At 40.3% G+C, this 24,803-nt stretch carries 25 protein-coding genes, 1 tRNA gene and 1 riboswitch; of the genes, 5 read left to right on the forward strand and 21 right to left on the reverse strand.

From position 1 onward, the window contains the following. Window positions 1–17 precede the first annotated feature (17 nt). The 15 genes from K1I53_RS01815 to K1I53_RS01885 all read right to left on the reverse strand — a co-directional run bounded on the left by K1I53_RS01815 (window position 18) and on the right by K1I53_RS01885 (window position 13,227). Window positions 18–899 (reverse strand): diacylglycerol/lipid kinase family protein, encoded by an 882-nt coding sequence (locus K1I53_RS01815; RefSeq protein WP_223327863.1) that lies wholly within the window; start codon window positions 897–899, stop codon window positions 18–20. Window positions 900–1,129: 230 nt separating this feature from the next. Beyond that, entirely contained in the window at window positions 1,130–2,059 is a 930-nt protein-coding gene (locus K1I53_RS01820) for a hypothetical protein (protein ID WP_223327865.1), read from the reverse strand. 281 nt (window positions 2,060–2,340) lie between these two features. Next, entirely contained in the window at window positions 2,341–2,967 is a 627-nt protein-coding gene (locus K1I53_RS01825; RefSeq protein ID WP_223327867.1) for an SAP domain-containing protein, read from the reverse strand. Between the two features lie 104 nt (window positions 2,968–3,071). Then, on the reverse strand, window positions 3,072–3,200 hold the full coding sequence (locus K1I53_RS01830; RefSeq protein WP_223327869.1) for an ADP-ribosylglycohydrolase: 129 nt from the start codon (window positions 3,198–3,200) through the stop codon (window positions 3,072–3,074). Window positions 3,201–3,211: 11 nt separating this feature from the next. Further along, entirely contained in the window at window positions 3,212–4,018 is an 807-nt protein-coding gene (locus K1I53_RS01835) for an alpha/beta fold hydrolase (protein ID WP_223327871.1), read from the reverse strand. Between the two features lie 284 nt (window positions 4,019–4,302). Further along, entirely contained in the window at window positions 4,303–5,673 is a 1,371-nt protein-coding gene (gene rlmD, locus K1I53_RS01840; RefSeq protein ID WP_223327873.1) for a 23S rRNA (uracil(1939)-C(5))-methyltransferase RlmD, read from the reverse strand. 74 nt (window positions 5,674–5,747) lie between these two features. After that, window positions 5,748–6,722, reverse strand: a complete 975-nt coding sequence (locus K1I53_RS01845; protein WP_223327875.1) for a DUF1002 domain-containing protein — start codon at window positions 6,720–6,722, stop codon at window positions 5,748–5,750. 88 nt (window positions 6,723–6,810) lie between these two features. After that, window positions 6,811–7,413 carry a lysozyme family protein gene (locus K1I53_RS01850; RefSeq protein ID WP_223327877.1) on the reverse strand — a complete coding sequence of 201 codons (603 nt, stop codon included), beginning with the start codon at window positions 7,411–7,413 and terminating at the stop codon, window positions 6,811–6,813. Continuing rightward, the gene (locus K1I53_RS01855; RefSeq protein WP_223327879.1) at window positions 7,413–8,387 is read right to left on the reverse strand and encodes a nucleoid-associated protein; all 975 of its coding nucleotides are present in this window, start codon (window positions 8,385–8,387) and stop codon (window positions 7,413–7,415) included. Before K1I53_RS01855 ends, K1I53_RS01850 begins: the two co-directional genes overlap by 1 nt. 7 nt (window positions 8,388–8,394) lie before the next feature. Beyond that, entirely contained in the window at window positions 8,395–9,651 is a 1,257-nt protein-coding gene (glyA, locus tag K1I53_RS01860; RefSeq protein WP_000575498.1) for a serine hydroxymethyltransferase, read from the reverse strand. 54 nt (window positions 9,652–9,705) lie between these two features. Then, the gene (locus K1I53_RS01865; protein WP_223327881.1) at window positions 9,706–10,137 is read right to left on the reverse strand and encodes a GNAT family N-acetyltransferase; all 432 of its coding nucleotides are present in this window, start codon (window positions 10,135–10,137) and stop codon (window positions 9,706–9,708) included. A gap of 1 nt (window position 10,138) precedes the next feature. Next, window positions 10,139–10,741 carry an L-threonylcarbamoyladenylate synthase gene (locus tag K1I53_RS01870; protein ID WP_223327883.1) on the reverse strand — a complete coding sequence of 201 codons (603 nt, stop codon included), beginning with the start codon at window positions 10,739–10,741 and terminating at the stop codon, window positions 10,139–10,141. After that, complete coding sequence (gene prmC, locus K1I53_RS01875; RefSeq protein ID WP_223327885.1) at window positions 10,725–11,561, reverse strand: peptide chain release factor N(5)-glutamine methyltransferase; 837 nt, start codon at window positions 11,559–11,561, stop codon at window positions 10,725–10,727. The genes K1I53_RS01870 and prmC overlap by 17 nt, the downstream gene beginning before the upstream one ends. After that, window positions 11,561–12,640 carry a peptide chain release factor 1 gene (gene prfA / locus K1I53_RS01880; RefSeq protein ID WP_223327893.1) on the reverse strand — a complete coding sequence of 360 codons (1,080 nt, stop codon included), beginning with the start codon at window positions 12,638–12,640 and terminating at the stop codon, window positions 11,561–11,563. The genes prmC and prfA overlap by 1 nt, the downstream gene beginning before the upstream one ends. Further along, window positions 12,637–13,227, reverse strand: coding sequence for a thymidine kinase (locus K1I53_RS01885; protein ID WP_223327895.1), 591 nt, complete (start codon window positions 13,225–13,227; stop codon window positions 12,637–12,639). Before K1I53_RS01885 ends, prfA begins: the two co-directional genes overlap by 4 nt. Window positions 13,228–13,349: 122 nt before the next feature. On the opposite strand from K1I53_RS01885, the gene K1I53_RS01890 reads away from it, so the two are divergent. Together K1I53_RS01890 and mnmE are read left to right on the forward strand one after the other, a co-directional pair. Then, the gene (locus K1I53_RS01890) at window positions 13,350–13,532 is read left to right on the forward strand and encodes a 4-oxalocrotonate tautomerase (protein WP_001117401.1); all 183 of its coding nucleotides are present in this window, start codon (window positions 13,350–13,352) and stop codon (window positions 13,530–13,532) included. Between the two features lie 134 nt (window positions 13,533–13,666). Next, a complete protein-coding gene (gene mnmE, locus K1I53_RS01895; protein ID WP_223327897.1) occupies window positions 13,667–15,040 on the forward strand; it encodes a tRNA uridine-5-carboxymethylaminomethyl(34) synthesis GTPase MnmE in 1,374 nt (457 codons plus the stop codon). Window positions 15,041–15,082: 42 nt separating this feature from the next. Here mnmE and dapA read toward each other — a convergent pair whose 3' ends face one another. From dapA to K1I53_RS01915, 4 genes are all read right to left on the reverse strand, one after another. After that, window positions 15,083–16,018 (reverse strand): 4-hydroxy-tetrahydrodipicolinate synthase, encoded by a 936-nt coding sequence (dapA, locus tag K1I53_RS01900; protein WP_223327899.1) that lies wholly within the window; start codon window positions 16,016–16,018, stop codon window positions 15,083–15,085. Between the two features lie 50 nt (window positions 16,019–16,068). Then, the gene (locus K1I53_RS01905) at window positions 16,069–17,145 is read right to left on the reverse strand and encodes an aspartate-semialdehyde dehydrogenase (protein WP_084946050.1); all 1,077 of its coding nucleotides are present in this window, start codon (window positions 17,143–17,145) and stop codon (window positions 16,069–16,071) included. A gap of 357 nt (window positions 17,146–17,502) precedes the next feature. Beyond that, window positions 17,503–17,575 (reverse strand) — tRNA-Thr (locus K1I53_RS01910). Window positions 17,576–17,681: 106 nt separating this feature from the next. Beyond that, window positions 17,682–18,191 carry a QueT transporter family protein gene (locus K1I53_RS01915; RefSeq protein ID WP_223327900.1) on the reverse strand — a complete coding sequence of 170 codons (510 nt, stop codon included), beginning with the start codon at window positions 18,189–18,191 and terminating at the stop codon, window positions 17,682–17,684. Then, window positions 18,189–18,285: riboswitch (PreQ1 riboswitch) on the reverse strand. (Overlaps the previous gene by 3 nt.) Window positions 18,286–18,313: 28 nt before the next feature. Here K1I53_RS01915 and K1I53_RS01920 point away from each other — a divergent pair. Together K1I53_RS01920 and mscL are read left to right on the forward strand one after the other, a co-directional pair. Further along, window positions 18,314–18,745 carry a GtrA family protein gene (locus K1I53_RS01920; protein ID WP_223327901.1) on the forward strand — a complete coding sequence of 144 codons (432 nt, stop codon included), beginning with the start codon at window positions 18,314–18,316 and terminating at the stop codon, window positions 18,743–18,745. 84 nt (window positions 18,746–18,829) lie between these two features. Then, the gene (mscL, locus tag K1I53_RS01925; protein ID WP_223327903.1) at window positions 18,830–19,210 is read left to right on the forward strand and encodes a large conductance mechanosensitive channel protein MscL; all 381 of its coding nucleotides are present in this window, start codon (window positions 18,830–18,832) and stop codon (window positions 19,208–19,210) included. A gap of 40 nt (window positions 19,211–19,250) precedes the next feature. Here mscL and hemH read toward each other — a convergent pair whose 3' ends face one another. Continuing rightward, the gene (gene hemH / locus K1I53_RS01930) at window positions 19,251–20,345 is read right to left on the reverse strand and encodes a ferrochelatase (RefSeq protein ID WP_223327905.1); all 1,095 of its coding nucleotides are present in this window, start codon (window positions 20,343–20,345) and stop codon (window positions 19,251–19,253) included. Between the two features lie 152 nt (window positions 20,346–20,497). Between hemH and pepT the strand changes: the two genes are divergently transcribed. Next, window positions 20,498–21,721, forward strand: coding sequence for a peptidase T (gene pepT, locus K1I53_RS01935; protein ID WP_223327907.1), 1,224 nt, complete (start codon window positions 20,498–20,500; stop codon window positions 21,719–21,721). A gap of 36 nt (window positions 21,722–21,757) precedes the next feature. On the opposite strand, the gene K1I53_RS01940 is transcribed toward pepT, so the two are convergent. Further along, a complete protein-coding gene (locus K1I53_RS01940; RefSeq protein WP_317628093.1) occupies window positions 21,758–24,802 on the reverse strand; it encodes a pneumococcal-type histidine triad protein in 3,045 nt (1,014 codons plus the stop codon). Between the last annotated feature and the right edge of the window lies 1 nt (window position 24,803).

Below are 24,803 nucleotides of genomic sequence, written 5' to 3' on the forward strand. Positions count from 1 at the left end.
ATAAACTAGTTTTCCTTCTACTCTTTCGGTTGAGAATATACTTCGATATGCTGACCTAGTACCTTGATTTCTACAGGTAGATTATCGGATTTGTCACCATCAACATCCGTTTCCAATTCACTATCTGAAGAGATTTTTATATGTCGAGCTTTCAGATACTCGATATTGTCATTTACGACAACATCCCCTTTTAATAAATCAGGGATAACTGACAATTTAGTAAGGATTGAGGCATCTTTTAAAATCAAAATATTAGCATAACCATCCTTGTTTTCGTCAAAAATCTTCTTGTCAGCGAAATAATTGGTAAGGAGAACCAAGACATGACTTGCCGGTCCAATGTAGTTTCCATTTTCTGTCTCAATCTTAATGTTAAAGACCTGATCCGTCATCACAGACTTCATAGTATTTACAGCATAGGCTAAAATACCGAATTTTGTCTTGTCCTCGATCTCCACATTGTGAATCGCCTCAGGCAGAGAACCGATACTAAAGATATAACCAAAATAGTTGTCATTTGCTTTACCAATATCAATCTTATTGGTTAAATTAAAATCGAGTTCATCAATCGCGCCATCGATGTCTTGATTGATTTCCAAAAGTTTCGTAATGAGGTTGCCTGTACCGCCAGGGATAATCCCTAACTTCGGAGTGTAGTCTCTCTCAGCAATACCTGAAATGACTTCATTGACAGTCCCGTCTCCACCAAACACAACCACTGCATCGTACTGCTCACGAGACGCTTCCTCAGCAAAATGTGTCGCATCTAGCGCTTTTTCAGTAATTTTGGTTTCCACATGCTCAAAATAATCCTTGGCCTTATTCTCCAGCTTGACCTTATAATCCAAGGCCTTTTCCCCACCAGAGGTAGGGTTAATAATTAACATTGCTTTTTTCATTGATTTTCTCCTTGAATTTTAAATAGAAATGTTAGAGTTGCTATATATTTCATTACATATAATGCTATTATATAATGAAAACTCAGAAAAAAGAACTTTGACGTACTGGGCATTAATTTATAAAAACATAGACAAAGAGTTTACTGTGAATTTCGAGCATATAAAACATAGTTTAAAGTAAAGATTATCAGATAATATCAAACGATTGGCGCTAGAATATTAACGATTATCTAAAATAAAGAAAGCATTTTATTAATCTGTTTGCCATTAAATCCAGCTTGCGCGAAAATCTCTTTAAAAATTTCTTTTACCTCGTCCTCTTCCTTTTTCTTCCAATCCCCATGAAATTTATTTTCAATTCGGTAACTTCTTTGAATAATCACTTTTACATGATTGATTAAAAATTCTTTTGCTAATTTATGTTCATTTTCTTGAATGAGATGTAAGTAATGACAACTTAATGAAACAACATAGTCTTCTTTGAGACTTGGAACAATATTCTTTATGATTAAACTATCCTTGTCAAAACAATCTTCAAAATAGTAATCTGTGATGAATTTGTTTAGATCTTCTCCCCAGTTTTCTTTAATCCAATCTCTCCAGTTTTGATGGGGACCACCTTTATGACAATTAATTATTATATTCATCTTCCAAAGCCAGTTATCTGCTCCATCACTTCCAGGGATGAAACTTTCCACCACTGGCATCATATTTCCACACCAATAGTAAACAATAGCAAAAGCTTTAAAATAAGGTTCCAAATCATGTGGTATTTCTAAATCACCTTTTAATATCCCGTCTTTTATTTCTTTACCACCTTTCAAGCTAGGTTCAACATTGGTAATTTTTTTATACGGAACAGTGATTGAAGTAAGAATGTCAGCCGTAAGTGCAATACCTTTCGATTTATTGACAAGCAAATGAGCTCCCTTATATCCTGATTTTGATTTTTCTTTGTATGCTTCAATATCTTTATTATTCTTTAATTTATTATATTTATCAACTGAGTTTTGAAACTTAATAATCTTCCAATCATCTTCCTCATAAAAAGGATACTTCTTATAAAAATCCATTGCCTTTTTACGTACTTCAAATTCACAAGTGACATTATCACTATCTGTAATATCTACTTTATTAATAAACTCATTTACTTGCATCATAAAATATCCTCCATATTTTTAGGTTTTATAAATCCATTTAAAAAGACAAATAGATGTGGGTAAATCTACATTAGCTCACTACTTACTCCGTCTTCAGAAAAAATATCCTTGACTTGCTCAAAATCGCTTAAAATGATTGTAGCTTACTTTAAACTTAGATACTGCTTTAATTCAGCTAAGCGAACAGCAATCAAATCAAAAGGTTTTAAAGTCTCTAAATCATAAAACAAGACATGTATAATAGCTAGTTAAAAATTCAGATTTTCAAAACAAAGGCACTTCTATTGAACTACCTTGCCATACTCTTTTACTTTATCAGCATATTCGGTCAAAAGATTCTTTGAATAAATTTTTTCATTTTTTGAATTTCTAACTTCTTTCCAAAGAATAGAAGCTACTTTTAGTTTATTCGAGTAGTTGCCACTATTTTCGTCTGCACAGAAATCCTTTAAAAATTGATTCCATTGACAAACCGAATGATCATACTTGGCATAGTCTGAATTTCCATAATAAACTTTTAGCATATCTTGAATGGTAAAACTTAAATCATGTTCTTTTTTTACTTTTCTCCAAGCAGTGGCCATATCAGCATTAAATTTAAAGGGCGAAACACCTGTTAAAGTTGAGAAATATTCTCTAAATTGTGCATTAAAGGAGAATCCGCATTCAAGTAAGGGCGTATCTAAGGTAACGACTTCTACTCGTTTCTTTTTCCTTTTTACTGATGATTTTTTAATCAAATTCCCCTTAAAGTACTGCTCAATAATATCATTGAGTTCCTGTTTTGTACCTCTATTTTCAAGCCCTAATGACTTGCATATCTGTGAAAGTTCCTCACGATACCAATAGTATTTACTGAACTCATCAAAGGATTCGATTTTATCAAACTCAGGTCTGCTTTCTATCAATATTTCACCTCCTTAAAAACAGTTTAGGTTTTCATCTAAAAATAATGGAGTTTTAGTTTCTTTATTTTAAGGATTAACTACGTTTCACTAACAAGCTTACACATTCAGCGGTTCGGACTTACCGTACCATCCGTGAAAAAACAATCCTCACAAAATAAAGGAAAGTCTTTCGTTTTGATATTGTTCCATTCGTAAACAGAACCTACAATGTCTCCAACTATTGCTCCTAGCATCCGTTTCCTCCTTATGGCATATCAGATTTGTTACACATTTCTAATGAATCACTCTTTAAAAATGGCACCACCAAATCAATCCACTCATAAGGCAAGTAAGCTGATAAATAGCCGTGTTTATAGCCCTTTGCTTCATACAAAATTGTATTTGAATGTAGCTGATGAAATAATTTCGCTGATTCTTTCACACAGTTCAATTCTTTTTCACCATAAATATACAGAATCTGAGCCTTGCTAGCAGAAATCATATCTTTCAGCTTGTAACATCCCATATAGTTTTTGTAAATGGTCACCAATGTTTTGACAGGCGTCCTTGGCAAATCCTCCAAATAATAAGCTTTTATTTCCTCTGGATAAGCCAGTTTAGGATAGAGTTTGTTCATCATGCTTAACTGAAGTTTGCAAGAGAATTTATTGAACATCAGTTTACCGAATAGAAACACTAGAAAGATGCTGATTTTAGCTAACCTTGGTTGAGGAATACAGAGGCTTCCATCTATGATGGCCTTCTCAGCAATTTCACTGTCTAAAGACAAAAGCTCCATGGCAATTTGACCACCAAGTGAAACACCACCGATTGCAAACAATTTCCCACCACAGTTTGCTTTGATATAGTCTAGAATCTCCAAAGCAGAATCTTCAGTAGAAACATAATCAAGTTGATATTCCTCGCCGTGGCCATTCAAAGTGGGTAGAATAATACGGTATTCTTCTGACAAGATTCGTGCTTGACGAAGATAATTCCACCAAGAACTTCCACCACCATGTATCAGTAAAATAGGAGGCAAATTCTTATCACCAAATTCATGGAATTTCATGTTTAAACTCCTTACTGTAGGACTTTCACTAGCTACATCCTTGTTAATCTATTTGAACAAGCAGTGATACCGCCTCCGCATGATGCGTCTGTGGAACTCAAAAGGTTTGGGGAGTTCAAAGCTCCAGTGGAGCTTTGAAGCCTCTCGCCTTGAAATGAAAAAGCGAGATTTTAATTACGTTTCACTAACAAGCTTACACACTCAGCGGTTCGGACTTACCGTATCATTTCGTCGGTTTCCCTCCTCATTCTACGAGTCCTATCCCATGGGCGGAGCATCTACTTCTACTTCGCTGATGCCTCAGCTCGTACAAGCAGTGATACCGCCTCAACATGATGCGTCTGCGGAAATAGATCCACCGGCTGGACTTTCCTCAACTCATATCCCAATTCTTGGTAGAGTTTGATATCACGCGCCATGGTTGCGACATTACAAGAGATATAGGCAATGCGGTCAGCTCCTGTTTGGCTACTTGCCTTGATAAAGCTCTCGGTGAGACCTTTTCTAGGTGGGTCAACAAGAATGGCAGTTGGTTGAATACCTTCCTTGAGCCAATTTTTCATAGCATTTTCAGCTGTGTCACAGACATAGTGGGCATTGGTAATGCCATTTATACTAGCATTTTTCTGGCAATTTACTACCGCTTCTGGAATAACTTCAACACCGTAGACTTCCTTGACATGCTTAGCAACGGATAAACCAATGGTTCCAATTCCTGAGTAGGCATCAATAACAACATCATCTTCTCGTAACCCCGCAAAGTCAATGGCTGTTTGATAGAGTTTTTCAGCCATTTCTGTATTGACCTGATAGAAGGCTGGTCCAGATATTTGGAAGTCATTTCCCAACATTTGGTCAGTAATGTAATCTTGACCATAGAGAGTCCGCCACTCCTTGCCGAAAATAGCATTGGTATTCTGGTCGTTGATATTTTGCATGACAGATACAATCTCTGGGAACTGCTTGATTAGTTGCTCGATCAACTGTTCAATACGAAAAACTTTCGGACGAGTTGTCACCAAAATGACCATGATTTGTCCTGAATAGTGACCACGACGCACCACAAGATTCCGAATCAAGCCAGACTGTTCCTTTTCGTCATATGGTTTCAAATCATAGCGACGGAACAAATTTCGAAGAGCAACTACGACTTGGTCAATGACAGGATCCTGGATAAAGAAATCTTCAAGGGGCATAAGGTCGTGCGAATTCTTACGGAAAAAGCCAGTTTCCAAAACACCATTCACTCGACGAACGGGCACCTGTGCCTTGTTTCGATACTTAACTGGATTTTCCATACCTAGTGTTTCAGCGACCTCTACATCTCTAATGCCAGCAATTTTGTAGAGATTGTCTTTGACTTGCTTGGTTTTGAACTTGAGCTGCTCTGGATAGGCAAGATGCCCCAAGTCAGCGATACCTGAACGCAGGTAAGCCAAATCTAAATTTTGGTTACGATAAGGTGACTGAACAAGGTATTCTTCAACCTTCCCAAAACCAATTTTTTTATTGACTTTGAGGACTCGCATGAGGATTTTCTCAGTTGGTAGAGCATTTTCTACAAAGAAAACCAAACCATCTACCTTAGCAACCCCAGCACCTTCATGGGTCAAATCGACAATTTCAACTTCTACAATATCATTTTTCTTTAGCATATTTTTCACCTTCTATCGGCCGACAAAAAAAGACGGCAACATTTCTGCTACCATCTATTATATCATGAAATGACCTAAGCACCAAAACTCTTGAAGAAGTTGACAATGGCTTGCCAAAGAGAGCTAAAGAAGTTGCCCCCCTCTTCTAGCGCTTTATTGGCATCAAAGTTGAGGTTGATATTTTTAAAACTATCTCCAGCTTGGGATACAATGCTTTCCTTGAGGTCATTTAGGGTTTTAGTGAAATCAGCATTGTTCAAAATGTCACTCTTTGAGAGGTTGAGGGCAAAATTGATGATAATATTGATCTGGTTTCCTGTTATAACCTGATCGAGTTTGTAGTTTTTTAGGGTATTTTCAACGATTTTGCGAACATCCTCTTCTGTCAGATTTCCTTTGGCTTCTTTTGCCTTTGCAATTCCTGACTTGATATCTGCCAAAGCAACATTGAGTTTATTGGCATCGTAACCTGACTTGTCCTTGTTTTCAGCATTAATATCAGATAAGGCTTTTAACTCTTCTTGAGCCAAGTCTTTATTGGCTTGCGGTACTTTGGCTCCATTGGCCTCTAACGAGTAGTAAATCCCTGCTAGGGCGCTCTCTCCTGTAACTGGAATGGGTGCTGCAACTGTGATTTTGGCATGCTCCACTCCCAGCGTCACTGCTGCGTTACGGTACATATCCTGCGTCACCTTGGTGATATTTTCAGGCGTTTCAATCTTGACTTCTAGAGGCGACTTATCACCTAACTTTTGAATCTTAGCTGACGAATAGAGCTGTAAGCTAGCATCATTAGCCACATTCATGATTTTCGAATAGACATCAGGTGTCATAGTTTTGATATCTTTGGTGTCTTTTGATGCGTCATAGCCAAGTTTGCTAAGAGTTTGGTTTTTCTGGTCTTCGGATAGAGAAGAACCTAGGACATATTCAGGTTGTACATAGGTTTCATCGATTACTTTTTGAACATCTGTTGCTGCGTGGACACTCGTCATAGCTGTTGCTGCCCACAAAATTGCAGCGCTTGTTAGAAAGAATTTCTTTCTCATGGGATATTCCCTCCTTTACCTTTCTAGGTTAATAAAACAATCTTAAAGAAAACTTATAGTGAAAAACACCTGGCAAAAAACCAGATGTTTAAAAGAAATTAAAGAATTTCATGATATAGAGGTTAAAGCGAACCTGTCTCGAGTAGTAATAATTTCCACCATTTTCATAAAGTTCTGCTCCGTGAAAGATAGAAATCGGGTTGATATAGGTGTAGGTCTTCCCTGTAGTATTGCCAAGGATTGGAGCGACAGTTTCACGAGAATATTGTTTGGCCAAGGCGAGAGTGTTTTCCTTGCCATTTTGAGCGATAAAATCGATATAAGCAGGACCAAAATTATAGGCTTGCACAGCTGTCCAGACATCAACGCCCTTTTCCTGAGCTAGGTAGAGATTATCAGTCAATGCCTGAATCCCCTGACGAATGCTCGTCACATTGTCATTGATAGTATTTGTAGTACCGCTAGCAGACTCACTAGACTGCATGACATCTCGCTCTTTTCCCTTCGTTTCGGTATAAATCATGGCGAGCACAAGCTCTTCATTGGCTGGAGTATCTCTTTCACTGAGAATTTCCCGAACCATAGGTTGGTAGGTCATGACTTGCTTCACATCTTGATGGATATGATAGACTTTATAGACAGTGAAAAGGAAGACTGCTAGCACTAGCACTCTTCGTAGTAATTTAAACATTATTTACTTTGAATATCCTCGATATTTTTGATTAAAATAGAATAAGTTCCATTGTCATTTTGGATAAACTCAACAGACTCTGCGTCTTGGTAAACATTATTGGGAACGATAAGTTCGATTCCATTTGACAAGGAAAGTTTTTGATTTTCAAATTTCTTGAGTTGACGACTGGTATCAATTTCATCGAACTGGACTGGTTCTGGTACAGCTTCCTTGACTTGGTCGATAAAACTTAAGCGAGCTGTCAGGTTGTTATCAAAAAGGTCATTAGCCAATTTTTCAGGTGACAATTCATTGCTTTCTTCAAGATTGTTGAAAATCGCAGATTTGACCTTGGATTGAAACTGAAAATCATCTGCGTTAAAGGACTCAGCAATTCTCTGGGCCGTTTTTTCCAGTTCCTTGATGGATTTCTTGGGAGAAATCTTAGGAGCGACAGCAAGAAGATTTTCTGAAAAATAGTTCAAAAAAGTTCCATTGTACTTGATTCGTTTCTCGATCAGATGGTACTTGCGACTTTGAAGATTGACCACCAAGGCCTCGTCAGCTCCCGTTCCAAATCCAGGTAGATTATTCTGAGTTAGCTTGATTGGGTTATCAACTTCTCCACCGAGGTGGGTCAAGGTCTCACGCAGGGCAATTCGCAAGAAAGCGAAATGTTCTACGCCTTCTTTCGAAAATTGCACAAAAATCAAGTCATTGGTCTTGAGGTTTTCAGAAATACTGAATTCCTCTTTCCAAAGATTAGCCAGTGTTACTGATGTCTCCAACAAATCATCCGTGATGTGATTGAAGAAGGGATTTTCTTCTTCGAAAATCCCAGTCTTGGCTTCATCTGAATACACACGTTCGATTTTTTTGCGCAGGTATTCTTCGATTTTTGGAGTAATATTGAGAAATTTATCCGCTAGAAACAGCTCGGTATCATCCGGGCTGAACTGATGGATAATAGCTTTCTTAATATAAATGTCCATAAAAGTTTTAGTCCTCGTATAATGGGAAAGCATCTGTCAACGCTTTGACTTCACTTCTCACTTCTTCTAAGACAGCTTCATTTTCTGCATTCTTAAGGGTTTTAATGATGAGTTCAGCAACTTTACGGCTTTCTTCCTCACCAAATCCACGCGCAGTGATGGCTGCAGATCCGATACGAATACCACTTGTCTTGAATGGTGACAAGGTTTCGTATGGGATTGAGTTTTTATTTAGGGTAATATTGACTTCGTCCAGCAAGTTTTGAGCAACTTTTCCGTTCTCTACAACCTTAGTAACATCAACAAGGAAGAGGTGATTTTCAGTCCCACCAGAAATGATACGGAAATCCGGGTCTTGCAAAAAGACTTCAACCATAGCCTTACTATTTTTGATAACATTAGCAGCATATTCCTTGAAGGCTGGATCTAAAACTTCTTTGAAGGAAACAGCTTTAGCAGCGACAACATGCTCCAAAGGACCACCTTGAATACCAGGGAAAATAGCTGAGTTGATTTTCTTAGCTAGGTCTTCATCATTGGTCAAAATCAAACCACCACGTGGTCCACGAAGGGTTTTGTGGGTCGTTGTTGTGGTGATATGAGCATATGGAACTGGACTCGGATGTAGACCAGCTGCCACCAAACCAGCGATATGGGCCATATCTACCATGAGTTTAGCCCCAACAGCATCAGCAATTTCACGGAATTTTGAAAAGTCGATAATTTGAGAATAGGCTGAAGCACCTGCTACGATTAGTTTTGGTTTTACTTCTTGGGCTTGTTTCAAGATAGCGTCAAAGTCCAAAAGTTCCGTTTCAGGATCCACACTATAAGAAACAAAGTTGTAGGTTTGACCAGAGAAGCTGACAGGAGCTCCGTGGGTCAAGTGACCACCTGCTGCCAAATCCATCCCCATTACGGTATCACCTGGCTCAATCAAAGCCATGTAAGCTGCACAGTTGGCTTGGCTTCCTGAGTGAGGTTGGACATTGGCAAATTTAGCACCGAAAATTTCTTTCGCGCGTTCAATAGCAAGAGTCTCTACTACGTCTACTACATCAGTTCCACCATAATAACGGCGTCCTGGGTAACCCTCGGCATATTTGTTGGTCAAGATAGACCCTTGAGCAGCCATTACAGCCTTGGAAACAACGTTTTCCGAAGCAATCAACTCAATGTTGTTTTGTTGGCGTTCTTCTTCTTTGGCAATAGCATTCCAGAGATCAGCATCGTATGCTTTAAAATCATCTTTGTCAAAAATCATAGGTCTTCTCCTTTATAGTGTGACTGGTCCTTTAGTTTGTTTTTACAAAATAAACTAAAAGATGCGAATAAACCGTTTTTGCACTTTATCACAAGTATAACCAACTTTTTCATAAAATGCATGAGCTCCCAGACGATGATCAGCAGAGTTTAAGCGGATAAACCCATAACCACGTCTTTTTGCTTCTTGATCCAACCCTTGCAGTAAGCTTTTACCGATACCTTGCCCTTGTGCTTGAGGTAAAACCGCTAAGGCTAAGATATTAAATCCTGCTTTGGAATAAAGGGACTCATAGACCTCAGCATGGACATATCCAAGTAGGACATGGCTGACTTCATCCTCATAGCCAAGAAGGAAATGATGTAAATCCTGAGATAGTCTAGCTAGTTGACTAGCTGTGTCCTCTGGACTAAAAGTATAGCCCAAAGTCTCTTGATTGATGTCACATATAGCTTTTACATCTGTTTCTTGCAAATCTCTTAGCATCTCATTCCTCCTCAAAAGAAATCTCTGGCAACTGAGCAAGAATATCTTCACGCTTGATCGCCCCTTGGCGTAAGATTTTCACCTTATCTCCAGACAAATCCAAAATCGTCGAATCCTGTCCAGTTAAAGAAACATCGTCATCCAGACCCAGAACCTCTTGGTCAAAATCCTCTAAAATTTGAGCAAAGGTCACTCCACTTGCCTGACCTGAAATATTGGCAGACGGCCCAATCAAAGGACCTGTCTCTCGGATCAAATCAAGTGTAATGGGGTGACTCGGCATCCGAAATCCAACAGTTGCTAGACCAGAGTTGACCCAATAGGGAACTCGGCCATTAGCTTCGAGGATAATGGTCAAGGGACCCGGTAAAAAGGCCTCTACAAGTTTTTCTAGATAAGTTGGCTGATTCTTTGAAAAGTGCAAGATGTCCTCTAGAGAAGCGACATTAAGATTGAGTGCCTTGTCTCTAGGACGACGTTTGAGTTGGTAAACATGGTCGACAGCTTTTTCATCTAAGGCCTTAGCAAAGAGACCATAAACCGTCTCTGTAGGTAGAACAACAGCTCCGCCCTTTTCCAACTCTTGTCTAATCCTGTCCATCATCAACTACAACCATCCTATCTTGACCAAATTGGTCCTTGAGTGTTCGTACCCGTTTTTCAGGAAGATGTTTCCTAAAAAGCGCAGGAACACTTTGACCTTGCTTGTATCCAATTTCAAGGTAAATCTTACCACCATTTGTGAGATAGTCTTTTGCATCCTCCGCAATTCTGCGGTAAATAGCTAGGCCATCCTCATCTGCAAAGAGAGCTAGATGAGGTTCTGAATGCAAAACATTCAAACCAACCTCTGACTCATCTTCACGAGAGATATAGGGTGGATTGGATACAATTATATCATATTTTTCAGAAATTTCTGTAAAACAATCGGATTTTTTTAAAAATATCTGGAGATTCTGAACTTTAGCATTTTCAGTTGCCAAATCTAGTGCATCCTGTGAAATATCAACTGCTGTAACTGACCAGTCTGGACGATTCTTTGCTAAAGCAAGGGCGATGGCACCACTTCCCGTGCCGATATCCAAGACCTTAAGATTCTCATCAGAATTTTCAGCCAGGATGAGCTCAACCAACTCCTCTGTCTCTGGTCGGGGAATCAAGACTCGCTCATCCACTTTTAGCTTCATTCCATAAAAATCTGCGTAACCAATGATATACTGAGCTGGTTTGTGAGCTGCTAACTGTTGGTAAATCTCTTCTACAAATTGTCTTTCTTTCTCTGTTACCTCTTGCTGAAGGGCAAAGACAAAGTCTGTAAAAGAGAGATTTTTTACGCTACGATAGACAAAAGAGAGGCTTTCTGCTTCCTCTCCTTGTCTTATCAACTCTTCTTCAAAATCTGAGAATAATTGAGCTAATTTCATTATTTGTTTAATTCTTCTAATTTTTGTGTTTGGTCATAGAGCACCAAGGCATCTACAACTTCGTCCAATTTTCCAGACAAAATCGTATCTAGTTTTTGAAGGGTCAAGCCGATACGGTGGTCTGTGACACGGTTTTGTGGGAAATTGTAAGTACGGATACGTTCTGAACGGTCACCAGTACCGATAGTAGACTTACGCTCAGCGTCTTGTTCATCTTGGGCAATCTGAGCAAAATGGTCAGCAACACGCGCACGAATGATCTTCATAGCCTTCTCACGGTTTTTCTGCTGGGTACGTTCTTCCTGCATTTCAACCTTGATATTGGTTGGCAAGTGAACGATACGAACGGCAGTCGCAACCTTGTTGACGTTCTGTCCACCAGCACCTGATGCGTGGTAGATGTCAACACGAAGGTCCTTTGGATCAATATCGTACTCTACTTCTTCCACTTCAGGCATGACAAGAACTGTGGCTGTTGAGGTATGAACACGGCCTTGGCTTTCTGTTACAGGGACACGTTGCACACGGTGGGCACCTGACTCGTATTTGAGTTTAGAGTATACAGACTGACCAGAAACCATAGCAACCACTTCTTTGAAACCACCGACACCATTCATAGAAGCTTCCATGACTTCAAAGCGCCAGCCTTGGGCTTCCGCATACTTTTGGTACATAGTTAGCAAATCTCCAGCGAAAAGTGCTGCTTCATCTCCACCAGCTGCTCCACGAATTTCAAGGATGATGTTCTTATCATCGTTTGGATCCTTTGGAAGGAGCAAGATTTTTAATTTTTCTTCGTATTCTTCTTTTTCAGCCTTGGCATCTTTGAGCTCTTGCTTGACCATTTCTTCCAAGTCCGCATCTCCGCCAGATTCCTTAATCATCTCTTCGGCATCGATGATGTTTTGAAGGACCTGTTTGTATTCACGGTAGGCTGTTACGGTATCACGAGTAGAAGCCTCTTCTTTTGAAAGCTCCATGAAACGCTTGGTGTCTGATACTACATCAGGGTCACTCAGCAATTCTCCTAATTCTTCATATCGGTCTTCTACAGCTTGTAGTTGATCATAGATGTTCATTTTTCTTCATTCTCCTTATTGTTTTCAGGGGCAAAATAATGTTTACGGCAGACTGAGACATAGGTTTCATTTCCACCGATCTGAATTTGTTCGCCATCATAGACTGGCACACCATCTTGAGTTCGCAACACCATAGTCGCCTTTTTCTTACAGTACTGACAGATGGTCTTTATCTCATCGATTTTATCTGCTAAAAGCAAGAGATATTTGGAACCTTCGAACAATTCATTACGAAAGTCATTTTTTAAACCAAAGGCCATAACGGGTATGTCTAACTCATCAACAATACGAGCTAGGTCGTAAACATGGTGACGCTTGAGAAACTGGGCCTCATCGACCAACACACAGTATGGTTTCTCAGGCAAGTCTTGGATATAACCAAAGATATCCGTCGTTTCCTCAATCGCAATAGCTGGGCGTTTCATGCCAATCCGACTGGATACATAGCCAACACCGTCACGCGTATCCAGAGCAGAAGTCATAATCACAACTCCCTTTCCTTGCTCCTCGTAGTTATAGGCCACCTTGAGAATCTCAATCGTCTTACCAGAGTTCATGGTCCCATAACGATAATACAACTGTGCCATGCTATTATTTCACGTCCATTTCTAAATTTTTGCTACATTCTAGTATATCATAATTTTCTGAAGCTTTAAACGGCAAAATGTGGTAAAATAGAAGAAATCAAAAACTAGTGGAGGAAGCTATTATGCCATTTGTACGCATCGATTTATTCGAAGGTCGCACGCTCGAGCAAAAGAAAGCTCTTGCTAAGGAAGTAACGGAAGCTGTTGTCCGTAACACTGGAGCACCTCAATCAGCCGTTCATGTCATCATCAACGATATGCCAGAAGGAACTTACTTCCCACAGGGGGAAATGCGCACCAAATAAACTAGCTTAAGCAGAATTGCTTAGGCTTTTTCAATCTCCAAGTAGCATCCATTGAAGAAATAGTCTATTTTTGTTACAATTTGAAGAGATGTTTGGATACATATCCTAAGAAAAGAAATACAAAAGGAATTAGTATGATTACACGTGAATTTGATACCATCGCTGCTATCTCTACTCCACTAGGTGAAGGAGCCATTGGTATTGTCCGTTTGAGCGGAACTGACAGTTTTGCCATTGCGCAAAAGATTTTTAAAGGAAAAGACTTGAGCAAGGTTGCCAGCCACACGCTGAACTATGGTCACATTGTTGATCCGCAGACAGGGAAGGTCATGGACGAGGTTATGATTGGGGCGATGAAGTCTCCAAAGACCTTCACTCGTGAGGATATTATCGAGATTAACACCCATGGTGGGATTGCAGTGACCAATGAAATTCTCCAGCTAGCTATCCGTGAAGGAGCCCGAATGGCAGAACCCGGTGAATTTACCAAGCGCGCCTTTCTAAACGGTCGTGTGGACTTGACACAGGCTGAGGCGGTGATGGACATCATCCGTGCCAAGACTGACAAGGCAATGAATATCGCAGTCAAACAATTGGACGGTTCTCTTTCTGATCTCATTAACAATACTCGCCAAGAAATCCTCAATACACTTGCCCAAGTTGAGGTCAATATCGACTATCCTGAGTATGACGATGTTGAAGAAGCCACTACTGCAGTCGTCCGTGAGAAGACTATGGAGTTTGAACAACTGCTGACCAATCTCCTTAGAACAGCCCGACGTGGTAAGATCCTTCGCGAAGGAATTTCCACTGCTATCATCGGCCGTCCTAACGTTGGGAAATCCAGCCTCCTCAACAACCTCTTGCGTGAGGACAAGGCTATCGTTACAGACATTGCTGGTACTACACGTGATGTCATCGAAGAATACGTCAACATCAACGGTGTCCCACTCAAATTGATTGATACAGCTGGAATTCGGGAAACAGATGATATCGTGGAACAAATCGGTGTCGAACGTTCTAGAAAAGCCCTAAAAGAAGCTGACTTGGTACTACTAGTGCTAAATGCCAGTGAACCACTGACCGCCCAAGATCGCCAACTCTTAGAAATCAGCCAAGATACTAATCGCATTATTCTGCTTAACAAAACTGACCTGCCAGAAGCGATTGAAACTTCTGAACTACCAGAAGATATCATCCGTATTTCAGTTCTTAAAAATCAAAACATTGATAAGATTGAAGAACGCATTAACAACCTCTTCTTTGAAAATGCTGGTTTGGTCGAGCAAGATGCTACTTACTTATCTAATGCCCGTCATATTTCCTTGATTGAGAAGGCCGTTGAAAGCCTACAAGCAGTTAATGAAGGTCTTGAACTGGGTATGCCAGTTGATTTGCTACAGGTTGACTTGACTCGTACTTGGGAAATTCTCGGAGAAATCACTGGGGATGCTGCTCCAGATGAACTCATTACACAACTCTTTAGCCAATTCTGTTTAGGAAAATAAGAAAAATCCATGATCATTTGGTCATGGATTTTATAGTCTTTATTAGTAATCTGGTCTTAAGACACCTGTTACAGTTGCCTTTGTTGCCTCATAGTCGCCGTCAATAACGACCTTGATAATGCGTTTGGCATCTTCTTCTGGTGCTGGAACTAATGGCAAACGAGTTGGTCCAGCATCAAATCCCATGTAGTTAAGTACTGCTTTAACAGGAGCAGGACTTGGATAAGAGAAGAGCGCATTGACCTTAGGAATGAATTTACGCTGAATAGCTGCAGCTTTCTTCATATCGCTTTCTGCAATGGCAGTAAACATCTCGTGCATCTCATCCCCGTTTGTATGAGAGGCAACAGAAATAACCCCATCCGCACCAAGATTCATGGCATGGAAGGCATCACCATCTTCACCAGTATAGACCAAGAACCCTTCTGGCTTGTGCTCAATCAAGTAAGCCATATTGGCCAAGCTGGTACATTCTTTGACACCGATGATATTTGGATGGTCCGCCAAACGAAGCATGGTTTCTGGAGTCAATTCGACAACTACACGACCTGGAATGTTATAGATGATAATAGGTAAGTCAGAAGCATCCGCAATCGCCTTAAAGTGCTGATACATCCCTTCTTGAGAAGGTTTATTGTAGTATGGGACGATAGCAAGACCAGCAGCAAACCCTCCAAATTCTGCGACTTCTTTGACAAACTCGATCGAGTCTCGGGTATCGTTGGTACCTACACCCGCAATCAAAGGAACGCGTCCATTGACAATCTTTTGTACAGCCGCAAACAATTCCAACTCTTCATCGTGAGTCAAAGTTGGACTCTCAGCAGTCGTTCCAGCTAGGAGAATGCCGTCTGTGTGATGGGCCAATAAATGCTCAATCAAGGCTGGAATGGCATCAAAGTTGATGGAACCATCCTCATGGAAAGGGGTAATGAAGGCTGTGATGATTTTACACTCTTTTAAATCTTGATAAGACATGAAAACACCTCTCTATTTCAAAGAAGGAGTTCATTCGAACTCCTAAACCATTATTTCAATTCAAATTTCAGCTCAGCTGTTGGACGGACCAAACCACGCTCATGAAGCGTTTCTGCAATCTGTACAGAGTTCCAAGCAGCACCTTTGAGAAGGTTATCTGACACAACCCACATATGAATTCCTTTCTCTGCATCCAAGTCTTTACGGATACGACCTACGAAGGTATCACGTGAACCAACAGCATTGATAGCTTGAGGATAGATTTGATGAGCTACATCATCCTCCAGAACTGCACCAGGGAAGGCTGCGATGGCTGCTTTCACTTCTTCAATTGGAGCCACTTCTTTTGTTTCGATGTAAACAGACTCAGAGTGAGCGGACAAGACTGGAATACGTACACATGTTGCAGACACTGCGATACTATCGTCTTCCATGATTTTCTTAGTTTCCTTGGTCATCTTCATCTCTTCGTAAGTGTAATCATTGTCAGTAAAGACATCGATTTGTGGAAGAGCATTAAAGGCGATAGGATAGTGTTTCTTGTCACCGCCTGAAGGCAAGATTTCCGCATGCAAATCACGTGGGTTCACACCGTCATTCAAGACTTCACGAAGTTCACGTTGTGTTTCAAGAATCGCTCCCATACCAGCACCTGAAACCGCTTGGTAAGTTGAAACGATGATACGGTCCAAGCCCCATTTTTGACGAACAGGCTCAAGAGCCACCATCATTTGGATTGTGGAACAGTTAGGGCAGGCAATGATTCCGTTGTGGGCATCAAGTGCATGAGCATTGACCTCTGGAACAACCAATGGTACGTCTGGATTTTGACGGAAATAAGATGTATTATCCACCACTACCGCTCCAGCTTGAACTGCGTATGGTGCATACTTAGCTGATGTCGAACCACCTGCTGAGAAGAGTGCAATATCAACACCCTCAAAAACTGTCTCAGTTGTTTCTTCAATCGTAATATCTTGGTCTTTAAATTTCAAAGTCTTGCCTGCTGAACGTGCAGAAGCAAGGTAACGGATTTTATCAATTGGAAGTGTTGATTCTTCCAACATTTTTATCATCTGAGCTCCGACAGCACCTGTCGCGCCGACTACAGCAACTGTATATCCCATAACTAACCTCTTTCGGAATTTTCTAAAAATTTCTATAATAGAAGTATTATACTACTTTTTCCAGAAATTGAAAAGCATTTTTGGGTTATATTTTCTGAAAATAAAAAATCCCTAGTCATTGACCAGGGACTAAGAGGCATCTTCATGTAATGAGCAGGTTCACACAACTCATCAAGGTCCGCTCCTGCGTTATGACCTCCTTATGCTCAATAGCAGTCCGAAGACTACCTATCGACTCATCGCACCTACTATTCTACTAAAGAGAATCTCTTTTGTCAACAGACAAAACTCTTTAGCTTCATTTACACAGGTGTATAAGAAAAACCTTGGTCTCCCAAGGTTATTTTGTTTCTATCATGCTAATTGCCGGGATTGAACCGGCGACCTCATCCTTACCATGGATGCGCTCTGCCAACTGAGCTAAATCAGCTTACCTAAAAAGTATACTATAGTTCTATGCTATTGTCAAGCGCTCTCTTTTAATTTTATGGAATGAAAAAAGCTAGATTTAGCAAGAATCTAGCTTAAAAAACTTCTTATCTTGTAAGGTCGATTCGCTGTCCCAGTTTATTGATCAAAATCGCACCTACGATAAGTGATGCAAACTCACCAATTCCAGTAGAAAACCATGTCAAGAAGAATGGAGCTTCTGCGACAATATAGAGTTCTGCTGCAATGGTAATCATTGAAATTGAGAACAGGATTGAAAAGAAGAAATGATCTTTTCGAATCAAACCATTGAACAGATAGTCTTTCTTGTACTTGCTAAATAGCCATACACCTAGACTAAGGAAAACTAGGGTAGATCCCCCACCGACAAAGACATCTATTAGACCGAAGCTAAAGAAATTAGCAATCATACATCCAATCGTCACACCGATGATGTATTTAGGGTTGTAAAAGGCCAAGAAATTCATCATCTCAGAAATACGGAACTGGTAGGCACCGTAGCTAATGGCATTAAGGGGTGGGGTGATGGTCAAAACCACATAGATAGCAGCAACAATAGCGATGTCTGCCATATCACGAACAGTTAATTTTTTCATGTTTTCTCCTTTGGCGGTTTCCCGCGTAGAATATGCTTGGTGAAAGAAGCTAAGCACCAAGGGTTGAGATTATCAACCTTACCAGTATAGCACAATAGCCAGCTTTATGCTATACTAAAACCATGAAAAGAATAATAAAGACTTTCTTTGATAACGAAATCCTATCCTACCTATTTTTTGGTGGTGCTACTACTCTGATCTCGATTTTATCACGTTTGCTTATTTACCATATCAGTCACCAGGAAATCCTAGCAACCGTACTCGCAAATATCATTGGGATTCTCTTTGCCTTTATCACAAATGACACCATCGTCTTTAAGCAAAAGAGAAAGAATTGGCCGACTCGCCTGGCTAAGTTTTTCTTAGCTCGTCTCTCTACTCTTGGTCTTGACGTTCTTTTAACTTATATCTTTGTTACATCTTATCCCGATATTATCGGGCAATTTGTCAACGATCAACTAGATCAGGTTAATGCCATCGAAACGCTAATTGCGCAGGTTTTGATTATCATTCTTAACTATATTTTTAGTAAAGTATACGTTTTTTATAAATGAAATGGATGTCATTAAGCATTAAGGTTGCAATATTTAGGTATTTCAGGTACAATTAAGATTAGTTTTTGAAAGGAAATTATGAAAATGTTAAAAGATCTTAAAGAATTTTTGCTTCGTGGTAATGTCGTTGACCTCGCTGTCGGTGTGATCATCGCCTCTGCTTTTGGTGCTATCGTAACTTCACTCGTTAACGATATCATCACTCCACTTATCTTGAACCCAGCTTTGAAAGCGGCGAACGTTGAACGCATCGCTGAACTTTCATGGAATGGTGTTGGTTATGGTAGCTTCTTGAGCGCTGTTATCAACTTCTTAGTGATTGGTACTGTTCTTTTCTTCGTTATCAAGGCTGTTGAAAAAGCTCAAAGTCTTACAAAGAAAGAAGAACCAGCTGAAGATACACCTGCTGCTCCAACTGAACTTGAAGTCCTTCAAGAAATCAAAGCCCTTCTTGAGAAAAAATAAGACAAATAAAGGATCTAGCTTCATGCTAAATCCTTTTTCTTTACTCTTTCGGCAATTTACCAGCCTTTTCGAGCATTTTCTTAATCAAGTAAGGCATCTTCACATTTTCACGACCTTTTTTCTCAATGAGCTTTTTGACAAATTCTGGCATCTGAAGGTCGTCTGTCTCCTCCATGATATCCTTAGTGGTTGCTGAAGGCGCTAGCTCATCAAAGGTTTCTTCTTCTGGGAGAAATTCCTTAAATTCTTTTTGTTCATTAGCTCTTACAGTATCAACTAAAGCATCAATTAAACGAGAGTCTGTGTTTGGCATAGGTGGTCGATGGTAGGTGACACCTAATTCTTGACATAATTCATAACATTCTACATCGTTATCAAAAAGAACTTCAATATGCTCACTGATAAAGCTAATTGGTACAAAAATATAATGCTCTGGATGTTGTTTCTGTTCTCGCAAATATTCTAAGACATCTGGCTTGATCCAAGGGATTCCAATATCACTCTCGCTCTGCCAAGTATTGGTATACTGATCTGCTGTTAGACTGAGTTGCTCTGCTATCAACTTGCTATTATCGAAAATCTGATCGATATAAGGATCTCCAAAGTCCAAGGCAAAAATTGGAACACTATGGGCTGAAAAGATCACCTTAAAGGACTCTTCTCCTACATGGTTTCGTAAAATTTTGCTAATCTCATCTGTCCAGAAGTCCAGCAAAGGCTGTTGCTGATACCAGTCCTTAATGACTAAAAATCGGATTTGCTGGCTTTCCAGAAACTTTTCATACCCCATAACCGAGTAGAAGGAATAATGGGGTTCTAAAATCAAACAAATACACTCTTCAACGCCATCAGCCTCCATCTGCTTGATCACATCAGAGATAAAGGGGCGAGAAAATTTGTTAGCAAAGTAGATGCCATACTCTTCTCCTAACCGTTCCTTGACTAAATTGACCTCCTCACGTGTAATCCTCTGCAGGGGCGTACCACCTATACGAACATAATTGTCATAAAGAGTCTGAATCTCGTGATCCTTGGGTCTGATTCCACGACGAATGTTGGTAAAAAAATCCGCCACACTCTCAAAGGTAATCTCTTCTGGCGAACCGAATGTCATCATTAAAATTGCTTTTTTCATCGATATGTCCTTGTGATATTTTTTTCAATTACCATTTTACCATGAAATATATCATAAATAAACGCTTTCATTCATTTTATTTTTATTTACTTCTCTTTGTCTTTCTCTCCATTCTATGATACAATGAAAAAAATGATATTAAAGGAGTTTTTATGACTTATCCCAACCTTTTAGAGCGTTTCTTGACCTATGTTAAGGTCAATACGCGTTCTGATGAACACTCTACTACTACTCCAAGTACGCAAAGCCAGGTAGATTTTGCGACCAATGTTCTTATTCCTGAAATGAAACGTGTCGGTCTGCAAAATGTTTACTACCTCCCAAATGGTTTCGCCATTGGTACCTTACCAGCAAACGATCCAAGCCTGACACGTAAGATTGGCTTCATCTCCCACATGGATACAGCTGATTTTAATGCTGAGGGAGTTAATCCGCAAGTCATCGAAAATTACGACGGTGGAGTTATCGACTTGGGTGATTCTGGATTTAAACTGGATCCAGCTGACTTTAAGAGTCTTGAAAAATATCCAGGCCAAACGCTTATCACAACAGATGGAACGACCTTGCTGGGTGCTGATGACAAGTCAGGGATTGCTGAGATTATGACTGCAATCGAATACTTGACTGCTCATCCTGAAATCAAACACTGTGAGATTCGAGTTGGTTTTGGACCAGATGAAGAAATCGGTGTTGGAGCTAACAAGTTTGATGCTGAAGATTTTGACGTTGACTTTGCCTATACTGTTGACGGTGGTCCGCTAGGAGAACTTCAGTACGAGACTTTCTCAGCAGCAGCTGCTGAGCTTCATTTCCAAGGCCGCAATGTCCACCCTGGTACTGCTAAAGGGCAGATGGTTAATGCCCTTCAGCTAGCAATTGATTTTCATAATCAACTTCCAGAGAGTGACCGACCTGAACTGACAGATGGCTACCAAGGTTTCTATCATCTTATGGATGTGTCAGGTAGTGTCGAGGAGGCGCGTGCAAGCTACATCATTCGCGACTTTGAAAAGGATGCCTTTGAAGCACGTAAAGAAGCTATGCAAGCCATTGCTGACAAAATGAATCAAGAGCTTGGGAATGATCGCGTTAGCTTGACTCTGACAGACCAGTACTACAATATGAAAGAAGTTATCGAGAAAGACATGACACCCGTTACCATTGCTAAAGCTGTTATGGAAGATTTAGGTATCACGCCTATTATCGAACCAATCCGTGGTGGGACAGATGGATCTAAGATTTCCTTTATGGGAATTCCAACTCCAAATATCTTTGCTGGTGGAGAAAACATGCATGGACGTTTTGAATACGTCAGCCTTCAGACTATGGAGCGTGCGGTGGATACCATCATTGGCATTGTAGCTTATAAAGACTAAAAAAGACGAGGTAGCTCAGCTACTTCGCCTTTCTTTTTATTCGTTTGGTTGAGCACTTGGCTCAGACTCACTTTTCGCTTGCTTTTCTGGAACTTGAGAAGCAGCTGTTTCACTGTCTTTCTCAGACTTGGATTGGCTATCAGTTTCACTTGCTTTTGAACGGAGTTCCTGGTTCAAGCTAATGATCTCTTTAGCTAGAGTAAGGAGACCTTCTTTATCGCTGCTTTTGGCTGCAAGTTGATCAAATAGGGCATCAACACGTTCAAAGTCAGCATCGGTTCCTTTATTATCCTCTAAGTACTTGTGAAGAGAAAGCAAGACATTATAGAGTTTTTGGTAGATGATCACGGTTTGTGGATCCTGTTCTGCTTGTTTTTCCTCTCGTTGGATAGTTGCTGCAATACGATTCAAAAGATCCTCAAGCTGGGTTTTAGCTTCGTCAAGGTCTGCATTTTCCTTTTCTGCGGCTGCTTTGATATTAGCTGCTTCTTCAGCTAGGGATTGTTTGACCCCGTCTTCTTTGACACGCGCTAGGAGTTGGTCAGCTTTTGTTAGGAGAGTTTCCACTTCTTCCTTCTTAACATGGCTAACCCGCTCTTCTGGCATAAAATCACCGTAGAGTTCTTTTAGGAATTCATAGATGGCGGTCTTAGCAGTTTGACTATCTACTTTTTCCGTATCTAGAATAGTCTTACCAGCTTTTGTAGATACGGGTTCGTCTTTAAGTGCTTCTTCCACCTCTAGTTTAGTTTGGTAGATGGCTGGGAATAACTTGTTCAAGTCGGTCGCTTTGAGGAAAGATTGTGACTGGTAAAGTTCCCAAGTCAGTTTGGCAACACGGTTACGAAGTTCTTCTCTCAGACGACCATCAGATACATGTTCATAGAAATACTTGATGTACTCTACTGTTGTAACCCCTGTCCGATCTCGGAAATCTTGCAAGGCCTGAAGTTTCGCTTCAATGGCAGCCAACTCTGTCTCATCCTGTGCTAGTTTTGCTTCCTGCAAATGTACCAAAAGATCTTTCTTAGGCAAGCCATAAGTGTCCGTATCCAGTGTATTGATTTTATCTACAAGGGCTTGATATTTCTTGTCCAAAGCTGATGTTTCAACTGGAGACACACTTTGATCCACATGGATATATTGCTTATCAAAGAGTTCCAAGGCTGCTAGGTATCCAGCAGTTGAGTTAGTCGCCAGTTTTTTCATGTTCTCGGTAAATTGACCCAAAGCAAGTTCAACCCGTCTCTGCATGATAGGTTGGTCTTTGTAGAGATTTCTACTTTCCGCTAACAATTGATCAACTTTAGAAAGAACAGTTTGTTCGTCAAAAGCTCCAGGCTGATAGCTTGATTGTAGTGTAGGAATCTTGTTCTTCAAGGCTACCTCATATCCCTTGGTCTGAACCTTGATGTAGTGATTGTGGTCTCCGTGAGGAATCACAAAACTACCATTTTCTATTTGCAAACTGTAAGGAGACACTCCATCACGTAAGGCAGTGGTATAGAGTTCATTTAGGAAATCCAGTTCTGGATTTCCAGTTTGGAGAGGAATACGAACATGTTCTTTTCGAACAGCATAGGGATGGATATGTGTTGGGTCATAGGCTTGATCCGGATTTCCAAAGACAAAGAATCCATTTGAAATGCGGATAGCTTCGATTGGCACTCCGTAAGTCTGGGAGATATACTTGATTTTTTCTTCATCACTAGCATCTCTTGAGAAAGACTCTACACTCTTCGCAAGTGGTTGAACGTGCTGCGGCTGATGATTTTCTTTCAAGTGATCTTGGGCAGCTTTGATTTGGGATGCAGTCAAGTCCTTCTTAAAGAAATAATGAGCGTGATCTCCATGAGAAACTACAAAACCTTGCTCATCTTCACTAATAACACGATCAGCTGCAAAACCATGATCATGTTCTTCGCCGTGATGGTGGTCATGCTCCTCTCCATCATGGTCATGGTCTTCATGGTTGGTATCCTGACTTCCATGGCCACCGTCTTGGTCATGATGATCTTGTTGAGCTGGATGTTCTGCTGGTTTGCTTGGATTTTCCAAAGGTGTTGGCTTCCCACTGTCGCTAGCAAGAGGAATCATACGAGCAATCTTTTCTTCCAAGGCAGAAAGCTTTGTATATGGGATGAAATGATAGTGATTTCCATGAGGAATGGCTACGCCACTTGGTGTTCTGCTTGAAATCTTAGCAGGGTCAAAAATCAAGCCATCTGATTCAGCATAACGTTGAGTGCTTGGAAGAGCATAGAGTTGTTGCAATAGAGTCTGTAAGCTCTCTTCTGAATTGCTTGGCCTTTCAGTTTGTTGACTTGGTTCAGTGGTTTGACTGGTCCCATTTTGACTTGGACGATAGTCAGTCACACTTGGCTGTTTTCTAGTTCCAGAGAGGTAGGCTTGGGCGGCAGCCAATTCGCTAGCAGACAAGGAGCTCTTTGGAATATAGTGGTAATGTCCACCATGAGGGACAATATAAGCATCACCAGTATCCTCGATAATATCAGACGGATTAAAGATGTAGCCATCATCGGTAGTATAGCGACCTTGAGATTGAGCAAGCGCCACTGCACTGTTAGAAGTTGGTGCATCATGAGTATGACCTTGTTTTTGGTGCTCAATTTCGTCCTTCGTACGAACATTATCAGCATGAGCCGCATCTTTAAGGTAGACATAATACTTGCCATCCACCTTGATAATGTAGCCACCTTTGATTTCATTGACAATATCAGCATCTTTCAGTTGATAATTGGCATCTTTCATCAACAGTTCTTCACTGAAAATTGCATCAAAAGGAACTTTACCATTGTAATAATGGAAATGATCACCGTGTGAAGTCACATAACCTTGATCGGTAATTTTCACAACAATTTGTTCAGCCTGAATGTCTTCTTTTTTGCTAACTTGATCTGGTGTCTGATTTTCTGTTTTTTGAGAGTCTTGCTTCCCATCAACGTAAGACACACGGTTATTATCTTTGTTTTCTTCTACCTGGTGTTGGTTCAATGCATAGATGCAAAGGCTTAGGGAAAGGACAAGAGCCGATCCCGCTGCAAGGTATTTCTTCTTCATT

The organism is Streptococcus oralis, assembly GCF_019929365.1.
Classification (GTDB): domain Bacteria; phylum Bacillota; class Bacilli; order Lactobacillales; family Streptococcaceae; genus Streptococcus; species Streptococcus oralis_BT.

Coding starts and splice junctions, on each gene's coding strand:
- K1I53_RS01815 (WP_223327863.1), bottom strand. CDS start 899: ATGAAAAAAGCAATGTTAATTATTAACCCTACCTCTGGTGGGGAAAAG.
- K1I53_RS01820 (WP_223327865.1), bottom strand. CDS start 2,059: ATGATGCAAGTAAATGAGTTTATTAATAAAGTAGATATTACAGATAGT.
- K1I53_RS01830 (WP_223327869.1), bottom strand. CDS start 3,200: ATGCTAGGAGCAATAGTTGGAGACATTGTAGGTTCTGTTTACGAATGG.
- K1I53_RS01835 (WP_223327871.1), bottom strand. CDS start 4,018: ATGAAATTCCATGAATTTGGTGATAAGAATTTGCCTCCTATTTTACTG.
- rlmD (WP_223327873.1), bottom strand. CDS start 5,673: ATGCTAAAGAAAAATGATATTGTAGAAGTTGAAATTGTCGATTTGACC.
- K1I53_RS01845 (WP_223327875.1), bottom strand. CDS start 6,722: ATGAGAAAGAAATTCTTTCTAACAAGCGCTGCAATTTTGTGGGCAGCA.
- K1I53_RS01850 (WP_223327877.1), bottom strand. CDS start 7,413: ATGTTTAAATTACTACGAAGAGTGCTAGTGCTAGCAGTCTTCCTTTTC.
- K1I53_RS01855 (WP_223327879.1), bottom strand. CDS start 8,387: ATGGACATTTATATTAAGAAAGCTATTATCCATCAGTTCAGCCCGGAT.
- glyA (WP_000575498.1), bottom strand. CDS start 9,651: ATGATTTTTGACAAAGATGATTTTAAAGCATACGATGCTGATCTCTGG.
- K1I53_RS01865 (WP_223327881.1), bottom strand. CDS start 10,137: ATGCTAAGAGATTTGCAAGAAACAGATGTAAAAGCTATATGTGACATC.
- K1I53_RS01870 (WP_223327883.1), bottom strand. CDS start 10,741: ATGATGGACAGGATTAGACAAGAGTTGGAAAAGGGCGGAGCTGTTGTT.
- prmC (WP_223327885.1), bottom strand. CDS start 11,561: ATGAAATTAGCTCAATTATTCTCAGATTTTGAAGAAGAGTTGATAAGA.
- prfA (WP_223327893.1), bottom strand. CDS start 12,640: ATGAACATCTATGATCAACTACAAGCTGTAGAAGACCGATATGAAGAA.
- K1I53_RS01885 (WP_223327895.1), bottom strand. CDS start 13,227: ATGGCACAGTTGTATTATCGTTATGGGACCATGAACTCTGGTAAGACG.
- K1I53_RS01890 (WP_001117401.1), top strand. CDS start 13,350: ATGCCATTTGTACGCATCGATTTATTCGAAGGTCGCACGCTCGAGCAA.
- mnmE (WP_223327897.1), top strand. CDS start 13,667: ATGATTACACGTGAATTTGATACCATCGCTGCTATCTCTACTCCACTA.
- dapA (WP_223327899.1), bottom strand. CDS start 16,018: ATGTCTTATCAAGATTTAAAAGAGTGTAAAATCATCACAGCCTTCATT.
- K1I53_RS01905 (WP_084946050.1), bottom strand. CDS start 17,145: ATGGGATATACAGTTGCTGTAGTCGGCGCGACAGGTGCTGTCGGAGCT.
- K1I53_RS01915 (WP_223327900.1), bottom strand. CDS start 18,191: ATGAAAAAATTAACTGTTCGTGATATGGCAGACATCGCTATTGTTGCT.
- K1I53_RS01920 (WP_223327901.1), top strand. CDS start 18,314: ATGAAAAGAATAATAAAGACTTTCTTTGATAACGAAATCCTATCCTAC.
- mscL (WP_223327903.1), top strand. CDS start 18,830: ATGTTAAAAGATCTTAAAGAATTTTTGCTTCGTGGTAATGTCGTTGAC.
- hemH (WP_223327905.1), bottom strand. CDS start 20,345: ATGAAAAAAGCAATTTTAATGATGACATTCGGTTCGCCAGAAGAGATT.
- pepT (WP_223327907.1), top strand. CDS start 20,498: ATGACTTATCCCAACCTTTTAGAGCGTTTCTTGACCTATGTTAAGGTC.
- K1I53_RS01940 (WP_317628093.1), bottom strand. CDS start 24,802: ATGAAGAAGAAATACCTTGCAGCGGGATCGGCTCTTGTCCTTTCCCTA.